This is a genomic window from Opitutia bacterium ISCC 52, from assembly GCA_014529675.2.
GTDB lineage: Bacteria > Verrucomicrobiota > Verrucomicrobiia > Opitutales > UBA2995 > UBA2995.
This window is the reverse complement of the sequence record CP076040.1, coordinates 3,223,460-3,241,858: the sequence shown is the minus strand read 5'-3', so window position 1 is coordinate 3,241,858 and position 18,399 is coordinate 3,223,460. Positions and strand designations below refer to the sequence as shown.

The 18,399-nt window shown below is 48.4% G+C and carries 14 protein-coding genes; 9 read left to right on the top strand and 5 right to left on the bottom strand.

The genetic code is table 11. The features are described from left to right. Nucleotides 1–6: 6 nt before the first annotated feature. The 9 genes from murD (at nucleotide 7) to GA003_13790 (ending at nucleotide 11,661) form a co-directional block, all read left to right on the top strand. Nucleotides 7–1,287, top strand: coding sequence for a UDP-N-acetylmuramoyl-L-alanine--D-glutamate ligase (gene murD / locus GA003_13830; protein QXD27099.1), 1,281 nt, complete (start codon nucleotides 7–9; stop codon nucleotides 1,285–1,287). A gap of 8 nt (nucleotides 1,288–1,295) precedes the next feature. Next, nucleotides 1,296–2,447, top strand: a complete 1,152-nt coding sequence (locus GA003_13825; protein ID QXD27098.1) for a LysM peptidoglycan-binding domain-containing protein — start codon at nucleotides 1,296–1,298, stop codon at nucleotides 2,445–2,447. 27 nt (nucleotides 2,448–2,474) lie between these two features. Beyond that, nucleotides 2,475–3,635, top strand: a complete 1,161-nt coding sequence (locus GA003_13820) for a putative lipid II flippase FtsW (GenBank protein QXD27097.1) — start codon at nucleotides 2,475–2,477, stop codon at nucleotides 3,633–3,635. Next, nucleotides 3,635–4,765 (top strand): UDP-N-acetylglucosamine--N-acetylmuramyl-(pentapeptide) pyrophosphoryl-undecaprenol N-acetylglucosamine transferase, encoded by a 1,131-nt coding sequence (locus tag GA003_13815; GenBank protein QXD27096.1) that lies wholly within the window; start codon nucleotides 3,635–3,637, stop codon nucleotides 4,763–4,765. Before GA003_13820 ends, GA003_13815 begins: the two co-directional genes overlap by 1 nt. Further along, entirely contained in the window at nucleotides 4,762–7,104 is a 2,343-nt protein-coding gene (gene murB, locus GA003_13810; protein ID QXD27095.1) for a UDP-N-acetylmuramate dehydrogenase, read from the top strand. The genes GA003_13815 and murB overlap by 4 nt, the downstream gene beginning before the upstream one ends. A gap of 27 nt (nucleotides 7,105–7,131) precedes the next feature. Continuing rightward, nucleotides 7,132–8,061, top strand: coding sequence for an FtsQ-type POTRA domain-containing protein (locus GA003_13805; GenBank protein ID QXD27094.1), 930 nt, complete (start codon nucleotides 7,132–7,134; stop codon nucleotides 8,059–8,061). 21 nt (nucleotides 8,062–8,082) lie between these two features. After that, a complete protein-coding gene (gene ftsA / locus GA003_13800) occupies nucleotides 8,083–9,300 on the top strand; it encodes a cell division protein FtsA (GenBank protein QXD27093.1) in 1,218 nt (405 codons plus the stop codon). Next, nucleotides 9,300–10,559 carry a cell division FtsZ family protein gene (locus GA003_13795; GenBank protein QXD27092.1) on the top strand — a complete coding sequence of 420 codons (1,260 nt, stop codon included), beginning with the start codon at nucleotides 9,300–9,302 and terminating at the stop codon, nucleotides 10,557–10,559. Before ftsA ends, GA003_13795 begins: the two co-directional genes overlap by 1 nt. A gap of 106 nt (nucleotides 10,560–10,665) precedes the next feature. Further along, on the top strand, nucleotides 10,666–11,661 hold the full coding sequence (locus GA003_13790) for a hypothetical protein (protein ID QXD27091.1): 996 nt from the start codon (nucleotides 10,666–10,668) through the stop codon (nucleotides 11,659–11,661). Here GA003_13790 and phoU read toward each other — a convergent pair. The 5 genes from phoU to GA003_13765 form a co-directional block, all read right to left on the bottom strand. Further along, on the bottom strand, nucleotides 11,658–12,335 hold the full coding sequence (gene phoU, locus GA003_13785; GenBank protein ID QXD27090.1) for a phosphate signaling complex protein PhoU: 678 nt from the start codon (nucleotides 12,333–12,335) through the stop codon (nucleotides 11,658–11,660). The two genes, GA003_13790 and phoU, sit on opposite strands and share 4 nt — an antisense overlap. Before the next feature lie 16 nt (nucleotides 12,336–12,351). After that, complete coding sequence (gene pstB / locus GA003_13780) at nucleotides 12,352–13,176, bottom strand: phosphate ABC transporter ATP-binding protein (protein ID QXD27089.1); 825 nt, start codon at nucleotides 13,174–13,176, stop codon at nucleotides 12,352–12,354. An 11-nt stretch (nucleotides 13,177–13,187) separates the two neighbouring features. Then, nucleotides 13,188–14,867: a phosphate ABC transporter permease PstA gene (gene pstA, locus GA003_13775; protein ID QXD27088.1), complete on the bottom strand. Its 1,680-nt coding sequence runs from the start codon at nucleotides 14,865–14,867 to the stop codon at nucleotides 13,188–13,190. Between the two features lie 17 nt (nucleotides 14,868–14,884). Further along, nucleotides 14,885–17,185 (bottom strand): ABC transporter permease subunit, encoded by a 2,301-nt coding sequence (locus GA003_13770; GenBank protein QXD27087.1) that lies wholly within the window; start codon nucleotides 17,183–17,185, stop codon nucleotides 14,885–14,887. Nucleotides 17,186–17,331: 146 nt separating this feature from the next. Next, the gene (locus GA003_13765) at nucleotides 17,332–18,297 is read right to left on the bottom strand and encodes a phosphate ABC transporter substrate-binding protein (protein ID QXD27086.1); all 966 of its coding nucleotides are present in this window, start codon (nucleotides 18,295–18,297) and stop codon (nucleotides 17,332–17,334) included. Between the last annotated feature and the right edge of the window lie 102 nt (nucleotides 18,298–18,399).

Genomic DNA, 18,399 nt, shown 5'->3' with positions numbered 1-18,399 from the left:
ATTACCATGGAGATTTCTAAAGACATCCAAGCTTGGCTGAAGAAGCCCGTTGCCATTCTCGGCGCCGGAGTGAGTGGCAAAGCTGTGGTTGATTTAGTGGATCATCTGGGTGGTTCCAGTGTTGTATTCGATGAGCAGAATTCCGACTTCCCTGATTCATTTACAAAAACTCAAGCTTCTAAACATCACCTTGTGATTGTGAGTCCAGGCTTTGAGTTGGAGCATCCATGGTTGGTAGCTGCCGAAGCTGCCGGTTGTGAAATTATGGGAGAGTTAGACCTCGCCTCTATGCTTTGGCACGGTCGGGTGCTCGCTATCACCGGAACCAATGGAAAAACAACTCTGGTTGAGTTTATTACGCATTCCCTGAATTACGCAGGCCATAATGCTTTTGCGGTAGGGAATACTGGGTATCCATTTGCGAAGTTACTCACTAAGACAAACGATCCCGATGCTTGGGCCGTCGTTGAAGTCAGTTCTTTTCAGGCGGAGCTTATGAAACGCTTTCGAGCTGATTCGGTTGTCTGGTCGAATTTTTCTGAAGATCACTTGGATCGCTATGGGGATATGGAAAGTTACTTCCTGGCCAAGGCGAAGCTTCTGAATGTTGCCAAGGCCAAGTCGGTCTACATGGGCAAGGAAGTGCTGTCTGCTTACTGCGATTTTGGACATTCCCTACCTCGTGATACTTACGTGGTCGATAGTCCCTATATTCGAGTTCCAAAGCATTCCATTTTTAATCTTAAACCTCAGCGCGAAAATTTCCAGTTAGCGGCTGTTCTCTTTCGAGCTTGGGGATACGATCCTGAGATGTTGCACGATTCGGTTCGATCGTTCCGTCAAAGCCCACACCGCCTGGCCCCGGTCTCTGAGATTAATGGCATCGAATTTTGGAACGACTCAAAGGCAACCAATTTTTCATCGGCTGAAGCCGCATTAAAACACTTTCATCAACCTGTTTATTGGATCGGAGGAGGTCGGCATAAAGGGGGCCGCATCGATGCTTTCGCCCAACGAATCGGTCACCGCATTAAAAAAGCCTTTCTCTCAGGTGAAACTGCAGAGGAAGTCGCCAAGGTTTTTAAGGGCCTTGGAGTCCCGTGCGACACCTTCGAATCTTTAGAGAATTCGATCAAAGGAGCTTACGGTGAAGCTTCATCGGGAGGCGTCGTTCTGTTCAGTCCGGGATTCGCCAGCCAAAAACCTTTTCGACATTACAAAGAAAGAGGGAAATGTTTTGAGAAAGTGGTGTCCGAGCTTAAGGTCAACTTACAATTAACCCTCTAATATTTACTATGAAAGCCCACGTATTTATCTCCGTTCTCGCGTTTCACGTCGTTGTCATCGCCGGATTGTATTTATTATCCGCCTGTTCAAGCAGCGGACCATCAGCAGGCGATACCAGCCCGAGTTCCACCGGAGGCTCCATTTACGACAGCTATGCGCAACCGAATCGCCCAGTTGAGGACGACAACCTAGTGGTGACCGAGGTCAATACACCTGAGCAAAGCACCCCGCTCGATCCAGCCTTTAACACCGGTTCAGAGGCCTATAACGTTCCCAGCCCCAATCGTGGAGGTGAGCGTTCTGCACCGCGCCGTCCCAGCGACAGTGGGTATGCTAATCAAGCTACGCCTGAAATTAATCCAATGCTTAATGAGGAAATACTGACTCCGTTGGTCGATCCCACAGTGACTTCCCCTGCGATTGAGTATGTCGTGGCCAAAGGAGATAGTCTCTGGAAGATCTCTCGCGACTTTGGTGTTTCTCTCAACGACCTGCTTCAGGCGAATGGACTCATCCAAAACTCCACGATCAATGCGGGGCAGTCTTTGGTGATTCCTTCCGATACCGGTGGAGCTACCTCTGTTGCAGCGCCTACCTATTCGGCTGCGCCCACTACTACTTCCGAAAGCTACACGGTCGTGAAAGGAGATTCGCTCTCTAAAATTGCCAGAAATTTTAATACGACTGTGAGCGCTATCAAATCTGCGAATGGTCTCCGGTCTGATGTGATCCAACTCAATCAGAGTCTGACAATTCCAGTGAATAGTCGTTCTTCAACTGCGACGAGTTCTACGCCGCAGCCGACCGTTACGCCAACGACTACTTATTCGGCGCCAACACCTCAGCCGGCCGCCAGTGATTTTGATGGAATCTTTCATGTGGTCGCCGCAGGAGAAAATCCCAGCATTATCGCTCGGAAGTATGGCATAACGACTTCGCAACTGATGAAGGACAATGGCATCAGTGATGCACGCAAGATTCGCGTCGGCCAAAAACTGAAAATTTTCTTGGGTGTTGCTCAACCGGCCTCTACCCCAACGACACCTCCTCCATCTTCACAGCCTGCATCCCGACCCGTTTCCACCCCAACCTTGTTCGATGATTCCGTATTCAATAGCTTGGAGGACATTCCGGAAGTGGAGGTCGTCCCGCAAGATTGATACTGTTATAGCTCCCAACCATTCTGAATGAGCAAAGCTACCAAAGAAACTGCTAACACTGGTCATTCATTCTACCAACGCCTAGTCATTGTAATCAGCGTCTCTACGCTGGTTCTGATTGGTCTTATCTCTATCTTCAGCGCTACCCAATCGCTGGATGCAGATTCCTATCGATTCCTTGAGCGGCAAATCATGTGGCTCGGCATAGCTGTCGTAGCCGGTGTGGCTGCCTCTATGATCGATCTAGAACGACCCAAGAAACTTATACCTATTGGGGCAGTCCTTGGAATTGTCTTTTTAATAGCGGTACTCATCCCCGCCATTGCTGAACCGATTAATGGAAGTCGTCGCTGGATCACCATTGGGTCTATAGGTTTTCAACCCTCAGAATTTGCCAAGATACCCTTTGTTTTCCTCATGGCCTATTACTTGAGTGCAAACCAACGCTTTCTTAAAACCTTGATGAGAGGATTCATCATACCGTTGGCGATTATCGGGGTGTTTTGTATTCTCATCATTTTGGAGCCCGATTTCGGGACCTGCGCCTTGTATGGTGCCGTTGGCTTGATGCTACTCTATTTGGCTGGGGCCAGATTGACCTATTTGATTCCTACGGTGATTAGTTCTGGGACACTGTTCCTATATCTGATTTTTCAGAATCCAGTGCGTCTTCGCCGTTTGTTATCCTTCCTCGATGTGGAGGGAAATAAAGACGACGCAACCTATCAGCTCCACCAAGGGCAAATGGCTTTTGGTAATGGTGGGTTCAGTGGATTGGGAGCCGGCAATGGCCGATCTCAAAACAGTTTTCTTCCAGAGGCCCACACCGATTTCATCTTCTCCATTATTGGGGAAGAGTTTGGGTTCATGGTTACCTGTTTGGTGGTGGTGCTTTTCCTGGTCATATTCACCACGGTTATTTTATCCATGCGGAGGGCGCCCTCGATGTTTCAGGCGCTACTGGTGTTGGGGTCTCTTTTGATGATCATGCTACAGGCCCTAATCAACATGGGGGTGGTGACCGGGTTGTTGCCGACTAAGGGGATGTCCCTGCCTTTCATCAGTTACGGTGGATCCAATTTAGTAGTGATGTGTGTCTTTACGGGCGTACTCATCAATTGTCTTCGAAGTTGGGAAAGTCTTCCCATGCGAAGTGAACGAAGGAAACTAGTCGAAATAACGGGCTGATGGCAAAAGTGCTAATAGTTTGCGGCGGAACAGGGGGTCACCTGACGCCAGGTATCGCTATTGCTGAAGAGCTGCTCGAACGCGGTCACCATTGCTCTTTGGTAGTTTCGCGGAAGAAGGTCGATGCTCGATTGATTCAAAACTATCCGACTTTGGAGTTCGTCGATGCTCCTGGTGCTCCCTTTGCCTGGCATCCTGTAAAACTACTTAAGTTTATCTGGGTGCAGTTGACCGCATTTTTCTTTGCGCTGCGCTTGTTATCTAGAATCAAGCCGGACCTGATTTTAGGCTTTGGTGGATTCGTGACTGCGGGGATTGCGCTACCCGGGTATGTTAAGGGCATTCCATTCGCACTGCATGAAGCGAATCGTATTGTGGGAAGGTCTAACCGGTTCCTGAGTCGATTTGCGAAGCGGGTATTTCTTCCGGATGAAGTGACGATCCCAGGAACCGATTCCAGTAAAATTCAATTCGCTGGATTACCTCTGCGAAAAGAATTCGTATCGATGAGCCGGGATGATGCGAGGAAAACGCTAAATATCCAACCAGCCGAGAGACTCTTAGTGGTATTCGGAGGTAGCCAAGGAGCCTCTGCACTCAATAACTGGGCCAAGGAGTCCATGGACGACTTAGCCCAAAAAGGTGTGTCCCTGTATTGTTTGACAGGCATGCGGAGTGAACTTCCTGGTGAACAGGAAATCAAAACCACGACTCACGGCACGGTGCGTTCAAGGTTTGTTCCGTTTTCTGATTCGATGCCTGCTGTCTTGTCTGCGGCAGATGTGGTTGTGTCACGAGCCGGTGCTGGAAGTATCGGTGAAATCATCCGCTGTGGTGTACCGGCGATTCTGATACCCTATCCATTTGCGCGTGATGATCATCAAACGGCTAATGCTGAGTTTGTCGTGCAAAAGGATGCGGCTCGAATCGTGCAGGAAACTCAGCTGACTACCTTGATGGATGAGGTGAACGCACTCCTCTGGAATGACTCTAACAGCGATACTATGAGAAAGCAGTTGAAGTCGCTGGATCGGCCTGATGAAGCAAAGCGTATTGCAGAATCATTGGAAGAGATGATTTCTCATAGTTTAAATGGCCAAGCTCTGCCCATTCCGCACACGCAAGGATGATTACTCGCGAATCAGATTTTTCCAAAATACATTTCCACATGCTGGGTGTGGGGGGAATGGGAATGGCACCTCTGGCTATGTTCTTAAAACAGGCTGGCTGCAAAATCACGGGAGAGGATGATAACTTTCATCCGCGGGTTCACCAGATGCTTATCGATGCAGGTGTTGCACTTAGTAAGAAGTCTGACCTCGAGTCGGTAGACGGTATTATTTACTCCAATGCCATTGGTCCCGCTCATCCCGCCTTGAAATCAGCAGGTAAGGTGGGTGCACCTATCATGCGAAGGGGAGAATTTCTCGGAACGCTCAGTAAACGTTTTAAAACCATTGCGGTTGCGGGCTCTCATGGGAAAACGACGACTTGTGGATTGATGATCTATGCGTTAGGTCAAGCGGGCTTCCCCTGTAACTTTATTTTAGGAGGATTGTTCTCCGACGATTCTATTTTGCCCGGTCACTTCGAGGGGGATAGCCCCTGGCTGATTATCGAAGTCGATGAGAGTGACGGAAGTATTCATTCTTTCGAACCCTCCATTAGCCTCATTGTAAATGTCGATTGGGATCATGCCGACTTCTATAAGACAAAACGGAAGTGTGTGCATACCTTTCAGGGCTTAATTGATCGTACCCAGGAACAGGTTTTCATTAATGCTTCCTGCGAAATCTCCAAGGAGTTGCACTTGGAAGGACTCAAAGCGGATGTTCATACCTTTGGGGAGAGTGGGGATGCTCGAATCATTCATTTCGACAATCATACCTTACGCTTTGGAGGTCGGTTGCCAGATTGTTCTCTGCCCGTTCCTTTTGATGAGCTCTTTAACGCTCATAATGCATTGGCCGCCCTTACTGTGGTGAACGATTTTGCAGAAATTACTCCATCGATGTTCAAAGAGTTTCCAGGGCTTTGGCGTCGGCAGGAAGTTATCTATGAAACGGACGGGTTTTGCGTCATCGAAGACTATGGGCACCACCCGACTGAAATTCGCAGATTGTTTGAAGCGCTTAGTCGGCGTGCAGGTCCTCTTATTGTGGTTTTTCAACCTCACCGATACTCGCGCACGCTCCAGTTTAAACATGAGTTCGCTGAAGTGTTATCCAAAGCTCATCAGCTTATCGTGATGGAGGTCTATGGAGCAGGAGAGGAACCCATTCTCGGCGGATACGGGACTCATTTGTTTGAAACTTGTTCTGAGATGGCCCCTCACCGTGAATCCTTTTTCTGTCCGGATGAATCAGCTGTATTGGAGCGACTAGAGATTATCACACCTAAAAAAGGAGTCCTCTTATTTCTCGGGGCCGGTAACATTCAAGATGTGGCGGCAAAGTACGTAAACCAACTGGAAATTGCCAATCCGTTGCTACCCTTTGATTTTGCGACCGCAGCGCGCGAGGGTTTATCTGCTGAATCCGTTTTTAAGCAGGATGAGCCTTTGGCAAACAAAACGACATTGCGAGTGGGAGGAAATGCGGATTTCTACGCCGAACCAGCGAGTGAAACAGATCTACAACTACTTTTGCGGTATGCTTCCAAGGCATCCTTGCCTGTGTCGATATTAGGACGTGGATCCAACTTAATTGTACCGGATTCTGGAGTAAGGGGATTAGTCATACGTTTGACGCAGCCATTTTTTCAGCAAACCGAAGTTTTAGAGGATGGTCGTATTCGTGCCCGGGCCGGAGTTCGCTTGAAAGAGCTTTGTGGCTTCATGAGGAAGCACGAGCGCGCAGGATTTGAATTTCTGGAAGGTGTACCTGGCAATGTAGGCGGTGCACTGCGTATGAATGCAGGAGCGATGGGCGGATGGATTTCCGATGTCATCTCTGAAGTCGTGCTCATGGATTTCCATGGTAAGGTGTATTCCGTTCCGTTTGAGCAACTCCATTTTGGTTACCGGCATTGTCGAGAGCTTCATGATTCCATCGGATTAGCGGTTATTTTCAAAGCGGGAGATGCTTCGAGTCTCGAATCCATTCAGCATACCATGGATACCTACCAGAGTTCTCGAAAAGAATCCCAGCCTCGTCAGCCCAGTGCAGGTTGTACTTTTAAGAACCCCGAAGGTTCAGCTGCGGGTAAGCTTGTGGATGAAGCGGGATTAAAAGGTTTTGGCGTTGGAGCAGCTGAAGTGTCAGATATTCATGCCAATTTCGTAATCAACAAAGGCAACGCTACCGCCTCGGATGTCATTTCTTTAATCAATCAATTGCGCCAAAAAGTATACCGTGCAACAGGCTATCAACTTGAGCCTGAGGTTATTCTATTTGGAGACGATTGGAAGAACTACCTGGATGCTTTACCTGAAGATTCTTGTACCACGGAACCTGTATCGTCGGGGTAACATTATTTGCTCAACTGCTACCATCTCATGCCTAAAAAGAAAAAACCAACTCGTCCTAAAACCTCCTGGAAAAAAATACCCCAGCGTGCGGGTAAACAGGCGATTACTCGTGAATCTCAAATCGTACGTATGCGAAAACTGTTTCACTTTGCTACGATCAGCTTGGGAACTGGATGTGCTGTATTGGCATTGTCCTTACTCGGTTACTATATTGTGAACACTCCCAAGGCACCGACCATACATGCGGCTGCTGCTTCCTTTATAAACCTGGATATCGAGACAGATGGAGTTCTTCCCAAAGCCTGGATCGAATTTCGCATGGGTTTGGAGCAAAATTTGGGACTCATGCAAGTGGATATGAGTGATTTGAAAAAGTCCGTTGAGCGATTTCCTCAAATCAAAGACGTATCCATAGAGCGGAGATTTCCGAATACCCTGTGTGTTAAAGTGCACGAACGATTTCCTGTCTTTCGGATAAAGGCTAAGCAACCCAATGGAGTCTCCGAAATACTATTGGTTGATGATGAAGGCTTTGTTTTTAGAAACATTAAATTTCCGAACAGTGTAGTAGGTCGGTTGCCTTTCCTGGCTGGTGTAAATCTTCATAAGAGTGATATTGGATATCATTCCATCGATTCGGTTCCTTTTCTTTCAGAGCTATTGCAAGTTGCACGAACTGAATACCCAGATTTATCTCGTGGATGGGAGGTCATATTTGCCGATCAGCTGATCATGGCAGAGACCTTTACCGAGGGATACATTCGAGTGCGATCTACCGGCGTAAATGAGATTTTATTCAGTCCAGAAAACTTCCCTGAGCAGTTGGAAAAACTTGAATACATCCTCGACAGTGAAGGGGGGCCTACTGTATCGTCCGTTTTTCGTGTGAACCTCTCCCTCTTGGACCAACCAACGGTGGAGTTTGCTAACAACTCTTTTCCTAACTCCTTTTATTAATCCTACCTTATCCTTCCTATCGTGAACTCCAAAATCATCGGAGCTGTCGAGATCGGTACTAGTAAAGTCGTCGTCCTTGTTGGCGAGATTGTTAACGAAAAAACGCTGAATATTGTTGGCATGGGAGTCTCTTCCAGTCGCGGTGTTAAGAAAGGCGAAATTATCGATTTCAATGCGGCTAGTGACTGTACTCACGCAGCCATAATGGCAGCAGAAGAAAGCGCTGGTGTGCGGGTGGAGGCGGTTTACCTCGCCCAATCCGGAATGCACCTCGAGACCTTCTACAACGACGCGGAGGTTACCGTTAAATCCTCCGACAATTTAGTCCAACGAGCTGATATTCGGCGATTACTCACAGAAGCTAAGAGTAAGCAACTTCCTGAAGACCGGGCAATTATTCACCACATTCGAGCTGGATTCTTGCTCGATGGCGAATTGGTGGACGATCCCGAGCATTTGGAAGGCCACAAGTTAGGGGTGGGTTACTGGAATATTCACGGTTCGGTGAAGAAAATGAGTGATTCCATTCACATCATCAACGGATTTGGCCTCCAGGTGGAAGACCTGATTGTGAGTAGTCTTGCTTCGGGTAAAATGGTTACGACCGATGAGGAACGCCAAAGTGGTGTATTAGTAATCGATATCGGAAGCGGGAGCACTGATTACGTGTTATTTAAAAATGGATACGTGGTCCATACCGGGGTTATTGCCGTCGGGGGGGATCATATTACCAACGATTTAAGCATCGGCCTACGGACGAACGCAAAATTGGCCGAGATGCTGAAAGTCAAGAACGGCAAAGCCACTCTCGAGCCCAGATCGAAGAATGACAAGGTGATGCTTATAGGTGATTTGACTATCGGCGACCGTTCCATTTCTCGCGGCGGGGTCTGTCAGATCATTAATGCGCGGGTGGATGAGCTGTTTAAGCTAATCCGAGCTGACAAGCATGTTGCTGAGTATTGCTCCAGCCGCGAAATCTCGTCGGTTGTTTTGACGGGTGGAACCTCAAAACTAAAGGATATCGAAAAACTTGGCGAAAAGGTGTTCGGCCTTCCTGTGACTCAGGGGGAGAATCCTTCATGGGTCGCATCTGATCTTGCAGGACCGGATTTCAGCACGGCGCTCGGCCTCCTTTACTTTGGATTCAGTTACAAGGATGATTCGCGCTTCTCCGAGAAGAGTCGGAGTACGCGATTGATCAAAGGCTTTAAACAACTCTTAGGATTTGGCGCGTAATGGACTCTCAAAATCTATTTGAAAGCAGTATCCGGATAAAAGTTATCGGGGCCGGCGGTGCTGGTAACAATGCGGTTGATCGTATCCGGATGGATATGGAGAACCTGGAAGGTCTGAGCTTGGCTTGTGTTAATACGGACCTGAAAACCCTTTCTGATTCCCCGGTTGGAGAAACGCACTTGATTGGAAGAAACCTGACTCGGGGACTTGGCACAGGCGGTGATTCTGAGTTGGGCCGTAAGGCTGCCGACTCGGATCTTGAAATCATCACACGTATGGTCGATGGTTTTGAGCTCATCTTTATCGTCGCAAGTCTTGGTGGTGGAACAGGGGCCGGTATTTCTCCAGTCATCGCCGAAGTAGCCAAGGAACGAGGTGCATTGGTAATCGCTTTCGTAAACATGCCATTCACCTTCGAAGGAGAGCGTCGTTTTAAATCTGCTGAAAATGCTTTAAAAGAATTACGTGCAACCGCCGACGCGGTTATTCCGTTGCCCAATGATATGCTCTTACAGGAGGAGTCGGCTCAGGATTCAGTTCTGGGAGCCTTTTCGAAAGCGGATGAGTGGATTACCCGAGGAGTGAAGTCTATTTGGGCCATCTTGCTGAAGTCTGGCCTCATCAATGTAGATATTTCTTCCCTGCGTGAAGTCTTCAGCATTCGAGGTGCGAAGACCTTGTTTGGGTTTGGAGTCGGGCAGGGCCCCAACTTTATTCAGGATGCGCTCGACGACCTGGTCATTTGCCCCTTGTTACACGTTCCAGATTTCTCAAAACGGGCGGATAATCTGCTGGTGAATATCGTAGGGGGGACCGACCTCTCGATGTCTCAAGTGAATGAGATTATGAATTTTGTGACCGAGAAGTTTGGCAGTCGGGAAAATACCGTTCTTGGCGCAGTGATTGACGAAGGAAAAACCAACACGGTCGAAATCTGCGTCATGGGAACCACCGACATGGGTGGGAATTTTCGGGGAGTTCAACCAGCGGCTCACAAGGCGCCTGCTCCGCGGGAAAAGCCAGAGCCCGTTAGAAAGCCGGTTACGACTTCACGATCTCTCAGGAATCCAGTTTCAGCGGGGGATGCGCGGAAGAAGGGCCAATTGGAACTTATTCCAAATATCCAACAGGAGCTCATTTTCGAAGGCATGGAAGAGCACCGTGGTTTTTTCGAAGAGACGGGTCGTAATGAGCATGAGGGGTTCGACCTGGATGTGCCGACCTACCTGAGGCGGGGAATACGTGTGGTTTTGAACTAGTTCTGCTGCAGCCAAAATTTGCGATTTCTTCGCTTTGAGGGTTGCATTGGAAATGAAAGCCGCTACTTATCGGAATCTTAATAGTTGACCAGATGACTTAGCTTTTATGACTCCATTTCTAATGTACCTCGGGTTTGTGCTGGCTGCATATTCCGTTGTTGCAAATGATGTGATCCAGACTCTGGGCACATTCCTGACTTCCAACAGTAAAAGGAAGTGGTGGGTTTTGTGGATTTTTGCGGGGTCAATTATGGCTGTCTCCCTGATTTACGGATGGGTAATCAATGATGGGGATGTGTCTTACGCGCGTCTGATTGGAGATGCTGAAGATGGTTTTGGATTTGATAATCCGAAGTATCCTGTGGCGGATCCTTTTGAATGGTGGTATATTTTACCGCCGGTAGTGCTATTGGTCATTACCCGCTTGGGCATACCTGTCAGCACTACCTTCCTGATCCTTACTTTTTTTGCTCCCAGTAATTTGGGAGATATGCTGATCAAATCGCTTTCCGGATATGGAGTCGCGTTTGTTACGGCGCTGGTCTTCTACTTTATAGTCGCCAAAGCAATCGAGAAACGGTTTCTCAACAACAGCCTCGACGATTATCCCGATTCCAGGAAGTGGTGGACTTTGGCTCAGTGGTGCTCTACAGGATTTCTGTGGTCGCAATGGTTGGCTCAGGATTTTGCTAACATCTATGTTTACCTGCCACGAAAAATCTCGGCCTTGGAGCTCGGCGTTTCCCTTGTGGTCCTGTTAGGATTACTGGCCTACATCTTTTACCAGCGTGGTGGAAAAATCCAACACATCGTTCGTGCTAAAAGAAACACATCCGATATTCGTTCGGCCACGATCATTGACCTTATCTTCGGGATCGTTCTCTACTACTTTAAAGAAGTTAACAGTATTCCTATGAGTACTACCTGGGTATTTATTGGAATGCTGGCGGGCCGAGAGTATGCGCTGAACATTCGTCTCGACAGCAAAAAGCTGTCCAAAAAGCTCAACAAGATGGTCGTGATGGATCTGGGGAAAGTGACGATTGGTTTGGTGGCCAGTATCGCGCTTGTAGCGCTGATCCACTTTATTAAATCACTCTAATCCCGCTTAACCTCTTCGAGGTGACGAACGTCCCTTCCTGTCAGGTAGAAGATGACTTCCATGGTGATATTGACGGCATGGTCTCCCACGTGTTCCAGCGACTTTGCAATAAACATGAGGTCAATCAAAGCCGGAGCGTCTTTGGGATCCAGCGTCCCATCTGAGATCTTTTTACTGATCTGTTGGTCTATACGCTTGTATAACTTGTCCACCTCTCGATCCTTGGCCTTTAAACCCATGGCGATCTCGAGATCTGCTTTGAGAAAGCAACCCATGGCTTCGTTAATCAAGTTGCTGGCTTGGGTGCATAGGACGGGGATTTCAAACAAGTCTCCCGAATAACCAGTACGAATAATTTTAAGAGCGCGTTTGGCGATCGTTGTGGCTTCATCACCGGTACGTTCCAAATCGCGGGAACCTTTGATAGTTGTATAAAGCATTCTCACATCGGATGCCACCGGTGAGCAGAGGGAGATGTGTTCGACGACGTGATGATCAACCCACTTGTTCAATTCATCGATTTCTTCGTCGGCCTGAATTGTCTGTTGTGCCAACACCGTGTCGCGATCGATCAATGCTTGAACCGCCGTGTTTACGTTTGCATAAGCAAGCTCCGCCATGCGGTTCAAATTGACCCGCAAATCGTCTAGGTTCTTCTCAAAAAAACGTTCCATCTAGTAGGAGATGCACCTATCCAAAGCGACCGGTGACATACGCCTCAGTCTGCTCATTCTTTGGATTCAGAAAAATTTCCTTAGTATCATCCAATTCAATCAACTTTCCTTCAAAAAAGAAAGCTGTTTTGTCTGAAACTCGTGCTGCTTGTTGCATATTGTGCGTCACAATTACGATCGTGTACTTCGCTTTTAGAATGTTGATGAGTTCCTCTACTTTTGCCGTCGCGATGGGATCGAGCGCGGAGCAAGGTTCATCCATGAGGATAACTTCAGGTTCATTAGCTATTGCCCGCGCAATACAGAGTCTTTGCATCTGACCGCCTGACAAATTGAGCGCACTTTCACCCAGTCGATTTTTCACTTCACTCCACAAGGCTGCTGCTCTCAAACTGCGTTCGGCAACTTCGTCCAGGAGAGATTTCTTGTTCTTTCCGGCAACACGCAAGCTGTAGACCACATTCTCGTAGATCGATTTCGGAAACGGGTTGGATTGCTGAAACACCATGCCTATTCGTTTTCTCAGAGAGATGACTTCTACCAGTGGATCAAAAATGCTGTGACCATCGATGGTGATATCCCCTTTATGATGCGATTCCTTAACCAAATCGTTCATACGATTGAATGAACGAAGGAGAGTCGATTTCCCGCAACCTGAGGGGCCAATGAAGGCGGTGACCTTATTTTGCGGCATGGCGAAATTCAGGTTGTGCAGGACCTTATTCTTACCGTACCAGAAGTTGTATTTCTTCAGTGAAATATAGTCGGCCTGGATCGTTTGATTTTCCGCAGGCTTCTGAGAGGTTGATTTCGGTGAATCTGTTGTGGTTTGTGGTTCCATCAAGGCAAGGATCAGAAAGTCGAGGTCTTGTACTTTCTTCTTAAGCGATTCCTAAGAAGAATGGCTGCAAAGTTCAGGAAGACAATCAGAACAATTAGTAAAAGGGTGGTGGCAAATACCATGGGCAAGGCAGCTTCAGAATCGGGAGACTGGAACCCCAGGTCATAGATGTGAAAACCGAGGTGCATGAACTTTCGCTCCAGATGCACGAAAGGAAATTGGCCATCAATAGGCAGGCTCGGCGCCACCTTGACTACTCCGACCATCATTAAGGGGGCTACTTCTCCAGCTCCTCGAGCCATAGCCAGTATCATACCTGTCAGTATACCCGGTGCACTGGCCGGGAGAATGATACGCTGAATCGTTTGCCACTTGGATGCTCCGCAGGCTTGGGAGCTTTCGCGGACGCCTTGCGACACAGAAGAGAGCGCCTCTTCTGTAGCAACGATAACTACGGGGACCGTCATGATGGCCAGGGTCAATGAGGCCCAGAAAATTCCTCCTGTTCCGAAGGTTGGCGTCGGAAGTCGAAGAGAATAGAAAAGTTGATCGATGCTACCACCGACGAAGTAGACAAAGAAACCCAGGCCAAATACGCCAAATACGATGGATGGCACACCAGCCAGATTATTAATAGCAATCCTGACTGATCGCACAAAGAAACCATCACTTGCATACTCGCGTAGATAAATGGCTGCCAGAACACCGAATGGGACGACCGCCAAGCTCATAATTAGCGTCATTACAAAGGTTCCGAAAATAGCAGGAAAGACGCCGCCCTCCGTATTCGCTTCTCTGGGTTCGGTTGTGAGAAACTCCCGTATCTGTACAAAGAAGATCGAGCATTGGCCAAAGAAACCCAGGCGATTAGGAAAGTAGAGATGGAATATGTCTCCTCCGGAAATTTCACCTTCCTCACCTGAGGCCAGTCGGTATTTCAATCGGGACTTGTCCTGAATTGCACGTAGAGCCCGAGCTTCTCTTGCGATCACTTGAAATGAAGACTGCAGGGTCGCTCGCTCTTCTTTGATGTTGTCAAGAGCCCTTGAATCGCGTTCATCCATCTTTGATTTTAGGGTAATCTTGAGTTCCGATAAACGAAGCGCTTCCAGCTTGCGATTAATAGCGCCAATTTCGACTTGTTCCAGGTGCCTTATGTCGAGGCGCCGTTGCTTACATATCTCTACCACTTCCAAAAGCTTTTCATCGAACGCTTCCGCGTCCACTTCGATGGTTTCACCTTCCTCGGTCGTTATATGTTCGGGGTATACGATTGCATTGCCGTACTCCGACCTTTCCAGTACTGCGACATGTTCCGGATAGCTAACTGAATGTATTTCTGACCGATTAAAGAATTTGTATGAGAATCCGAATACATCTTTGTTTCCCAGAAAGAGCTGCCACTCTTCTCGCGGAGCGATGGCGGTATCCAGCGAGCGATCATTGGTCACTACTTGTTTGGATACGATGATACCCGCCGCTTTTTCTCGACCGGAAAAGTCCTCGACACTTTCGGACGATAGCTGAATTTCCGCCACGCGCTTCGGCCAGAATACAGTGATGCCGTTGTAAGCGATAACTGAAAGTAGCCCCAAAATCATTACAAGACCCAGGCAGAGACCAAGAGAAGAAAACCAGACGGCAATCTCGTCCGGGAAGCTTGATTTCTCTTTTTTTGCGAAGGTGTTCATGCCAGTGGTTGAGAGCGTTATTCGCCGGTTTTGTAGCGATCCTTGAGTTGATCGCGCAGCACTTCCGCTACGGTATTTACCACAAAGGTCATGACGAACAGGACTAGAGCGCCCAGGAAGAGTGTTCGGTAGAGGGTTCCGTGGTATGGGGCTTCGGGTAGTTCGACAGCAATGTTGGCAGATAGGGTGCGCATACCACTGAAAATATTAAAATCTTTCAGCGGAGTATTTCCCGTCGCCATTACAACGATCATTGTTTCTCCAACGGCTCGGCCGAAGCCGATCATGACAGAGGAAAAGATTCCCGGAGAAGCCGTCGGCAGCACGATGTTAATGGCCGTTTGCCAGCGACTCGCTCCCAAGGCAAGAGAACCGGATCGTATGGCTGGTGGCACGTTGCTCATCGCGTCTTCCGCGATCGTGAAAATAATAGGAATGACGGCAAAACCGATCATGAATCCCACGATCAGCGAATTGCGTTGCGTATAGGTGGCGCCAGTGAATTCAGGCCACCAGAGCCGGAAATCTGCGACCCGTTCTCCGGTGGTCGGATTGGTCACGATAAAGAAAATACGTTCGAAAACGGGCCCAAGATTCCAGCAGAAATAGCAGACTATCAGAAGGATCGGCGTGAGTATGATGAATTCCAGGCCAGATGGTATGCGGAGTCGAAACTGCTTTGGGAGCTTTGACCAAAACCAAGCAAATATAAGCGTCGCAGTTGGCACAACCAGGACGATAAGCATGAGCGACGGTATGCGAGTATCCACCAACGGAGCTAACCAAAGCGCCGCGACAAACCCAAGCACGACCGAAGGAAGCGACGCCATGATTTCCATCGTGGGTTTGACGAAGTCGCGTAATTTAGGGTCAAGGAATTGGGAGGTATAGAGTGCCGCCAGCAGAGCGATCGGTATCGCGAAAAGCATGGCGTAAAAGGTGCCTTTTAAAGTACCAATGATCAGGGGGATCAGTGAGAGCTTCGGTTCAAAGTCATCAGTGCCGCCCGTGGATTGCCATACATAGTCGGCCTGTGCCTGACCTTCGTAATGGATCTTTCCAAAGAAGGCGTTGAAACCGGCCTGAGGATGGGGGTCATCCAGTAGAAAAACATGAAGCATTCCAGCTGTGTCCAGCAGTGCGATACGATCGTATTTTTCGCCAATGATTCCTTCCGTTATTTCAAAATCAAAGTCCTCTTTCCAGCGGATGTCTTCTGTCGTGCTGTATCGGAGGGATGCATGGTGCTGGGTGGTCAGTAAAAAACTTTTGTTTCTGACACCAGGGTAGTAGTGGATTACCTCACCTGGAAGCGGTTTCATTTCCTTGGTCTTTGAAAACACCCGTTTGCCTAATCCTGAATCGAGTGAGAGGCTGTGAATCACATTTTCACCGTTGCTTCCCACGATACTCAGGGACGTGTCCCCGAGTAAGAATTCCGCTTTTGCTAGAGTGGTATCTTGGCCAGCTGAAAATGGGTGGAAACGCTGCCGCTGCTCAAGGCCACCATCTTCATAAACAAATAAAATCAATTCTCCGTCGTTGGCCGTTATTAAGAGGAGATCTCCATTGGGACTTACATCAATGGACTTTACCTCCGCTTGAATAGCTTCAGATAGCTCGAAAGTAAGGCCGATTGATATTTCTCCCCCTCCTCCAAAGAGTGACCTTCGTTGGTTGAGCGTGGCTACTCGTATCCGTTTGTTCCCCGATTCGTCTTCACAAATTGCTGCTGCCATTTTATTGGAATCCCCATCGCCGTAATCGATGGCCTGGATCGATTCCCCGTCAGCGGCCAACGGATACCAATCGGAGGCTTCAATTACGGGATGAATGGTTCGGTTGCCCTGCTCATCAAACTCTGATCGGTAGCCCAGGTTTGCAAATGCGAATTGGCCTGAATCGTTGGATGCGACCAGGATGCGTTTGAGGCTGTTGTAGCTAAGTGCAGCTATCGTTTGGTTTTCACCAAACACAGCTGCGTATTCGATGGTGCCCCGGTCACCGCTGATATCGACGTAGCGTAGGGTTCCATCCTTGTGAATGACGACCGGCAATTCAGCCCATTCGTCCATATCGAATGCGTGCAGGTCTTCAGTCTTCTCAGTCACTTTGTATTCTGCCAATGGACGGAGGTTGGCGCCCCGAAACAAAGGGAGGATCTGCATGAAGATAAAGACGAATATGCCCAATACCGCCGCAATGACGGCGGCTCCGCCTACTACAATGAAGTAGTTCATGAAGTGGTCGAACCAAAGCGTTTTGCTTTGTACGCGAAAGCGTTTTGGGACTTTGAAGGCTTGGTACTTATGTTTCATCCTGGTTTCCGGGAGGACTCAGGTCGTAGCTCACAGATACTGATAAAAAGATACAACTTGATTTTGACGGGCTGCTTAGACGAGCCTTAAATATTGGGAAGCTTCTAAGCTCAAATCCAGAAACCATGCTGATTTCTGGTTTTGAATTACTCTTCTACGATCGAAATCATATCATCCACAATTTCAGGTGGAAGAGGGAAGTAGCCGTCTTTTACCACGACTGTTTGTCCTTCTTTGGAGAGTATGAATTTGAGGAACTCTCGTGTCAGCATATCGACCGATTGATTCGGCTTTTTGTTAATGTAAATATACAGTAGGCGGGCGAGGGGATAGTCACCGCTGATACAGTTTTCAAAGGTAGGTTCAAACATCGAGAGTTCGGAGACTCCGAGTCTCAGAGGCTTTACTCCTGATGTGTGGTATCCAATTCCAGAATACCCGAGGCCATAAACGTCGGCCGATATACCCTGAACCACGGCCGAAGATCCCGGCTGCTCTTTTACGCTTTCCCGGTAGTCGCCTTTCCTGAGTGCCACCTGTTTGAAATAACCGTATGTTCCGGAAGCGCTATTTCTTCCATAAAGACTAACCGAGCGGTCATACCAATCTCCTTTCAGACCGACGTCTCCCCAGGTCCAGATGGGTGATCCTCCTGTCTTGAAGGTGTTGGAGAATATGCTGTCCACCTGTCTCATCGTCAGTCCATCGATGGGGTTGTCCTTGTGCACGAAAATTGCTAGTGCATCGATCGCTACACCGATCTTGGTGGGTTTGTACCCGTACTCCTTTTCGAATGCGTCGATTTCCCCCGACTTCATTGCCCGACTCATGGGCCCAAATTGAGCGGTGCCCTCAATTAATGCTGGCGGAACGGTAGAGGAGCCTTTGCCCTCTACCTGAATATTAACATTGGGGTAGTAGGCCCGAAAGGACTCTGCCCACAACGTCATCAAGTTGTTCAAGGTGTCAGAGCCCACCGTGGTCAGGTTGCCGGAAATACCTGAAATGGGTTCGTAGCTTTTGAGGGATGACTTTGGGGATGGCGCAGCGAAGGCACCCGTAGTTATTCCCACGAGTCCAAGTAGCACACCATATTTTTTTAATCTACGCACCGCACCTAAGATCACACTGCTGACCCTTTCTTTCCCTAATATGTTTCCTTCAGGGTGGGAGCCCTAAAACACCTTGAAGCGATCAATAAGAACACACAGCTT

Coding starts and splice junctions, on each gene's coding strand:
- murD (QXD27099.1), top strand. CDS start 7: ATGGAGATTTCTAAAGACATCCAAGCTTGGCTGAAGAAGCCCGTTGCC.
- GA003_13825 (QXD27098.1), top strand. CDS start 1,296: ATGAAAGCCCACGTATTTATCTCCGTTCTCGCGTTTCACGTCGTTGTC.
- GA003_13820 (QXD27097.1), top strand. CDS start 2,475: ATGAGCAAAGCTACCAAAGAAACTGCTAACACTGGTCATTCATTCTAC.
- GA003_13815 (QXD27096.1), top strand. CDS start 3,635: ATGGCAAAAGTGCTAATAGTTTGCGGCGGAACAGGGGGTCACCTGACG.
- murB (QXD27095.1), top strand. CDS start 4,762: ATGATTACTCGCGAATCAGATTTTTCCAAAATACATTTCCACATGCTG.
- GA003_13805 (QXD27094.1), top strand. CDS start 7,132: ATGCCTAAAAAGAAAAAACCAACTCGTCCTAAAACCTCCTGGAAAAAA.
- GA003_13795 (QXD27092.1), top strand. CDS start 9,300: ATGGACTCTCAAAATCTATTTGAAAGCAGTATCCGGATAAAAGTTATC.
- GA003_13790 (QXD27091.1), top strand. CDS start 10,666: ATGACTCCATTTCTAATGTACCTCGGGTTTGTGCTGGCTGCATATTCC.
- phoU (QXD27090.1), bottom strand. CDS start 12,335: ATGGAACGTTTTTTTGAGAAGAACCTAGACGATTTGCGGGTCAATTTG.
- pstB (QXD27089.1), bottom strand. CDS start 13,176: ATGGAACCACAAACCACAACAGATTCACCGAAATCAACCTCTCAGAAG.
- pstA (QXD27088.1), bottom strand. CDS start 14,867: ATGAACACCTTCGCAAAAAAAGAGAAATCAAGCTTCCCGGACGAGATT.
- GA003_13770 (QXD27087.1), bottom strand. CDS start 17,185: ATGAAACATAAGTACCAAGCCTTCAAAGTCCCAAAACGCTTTCGCGTA.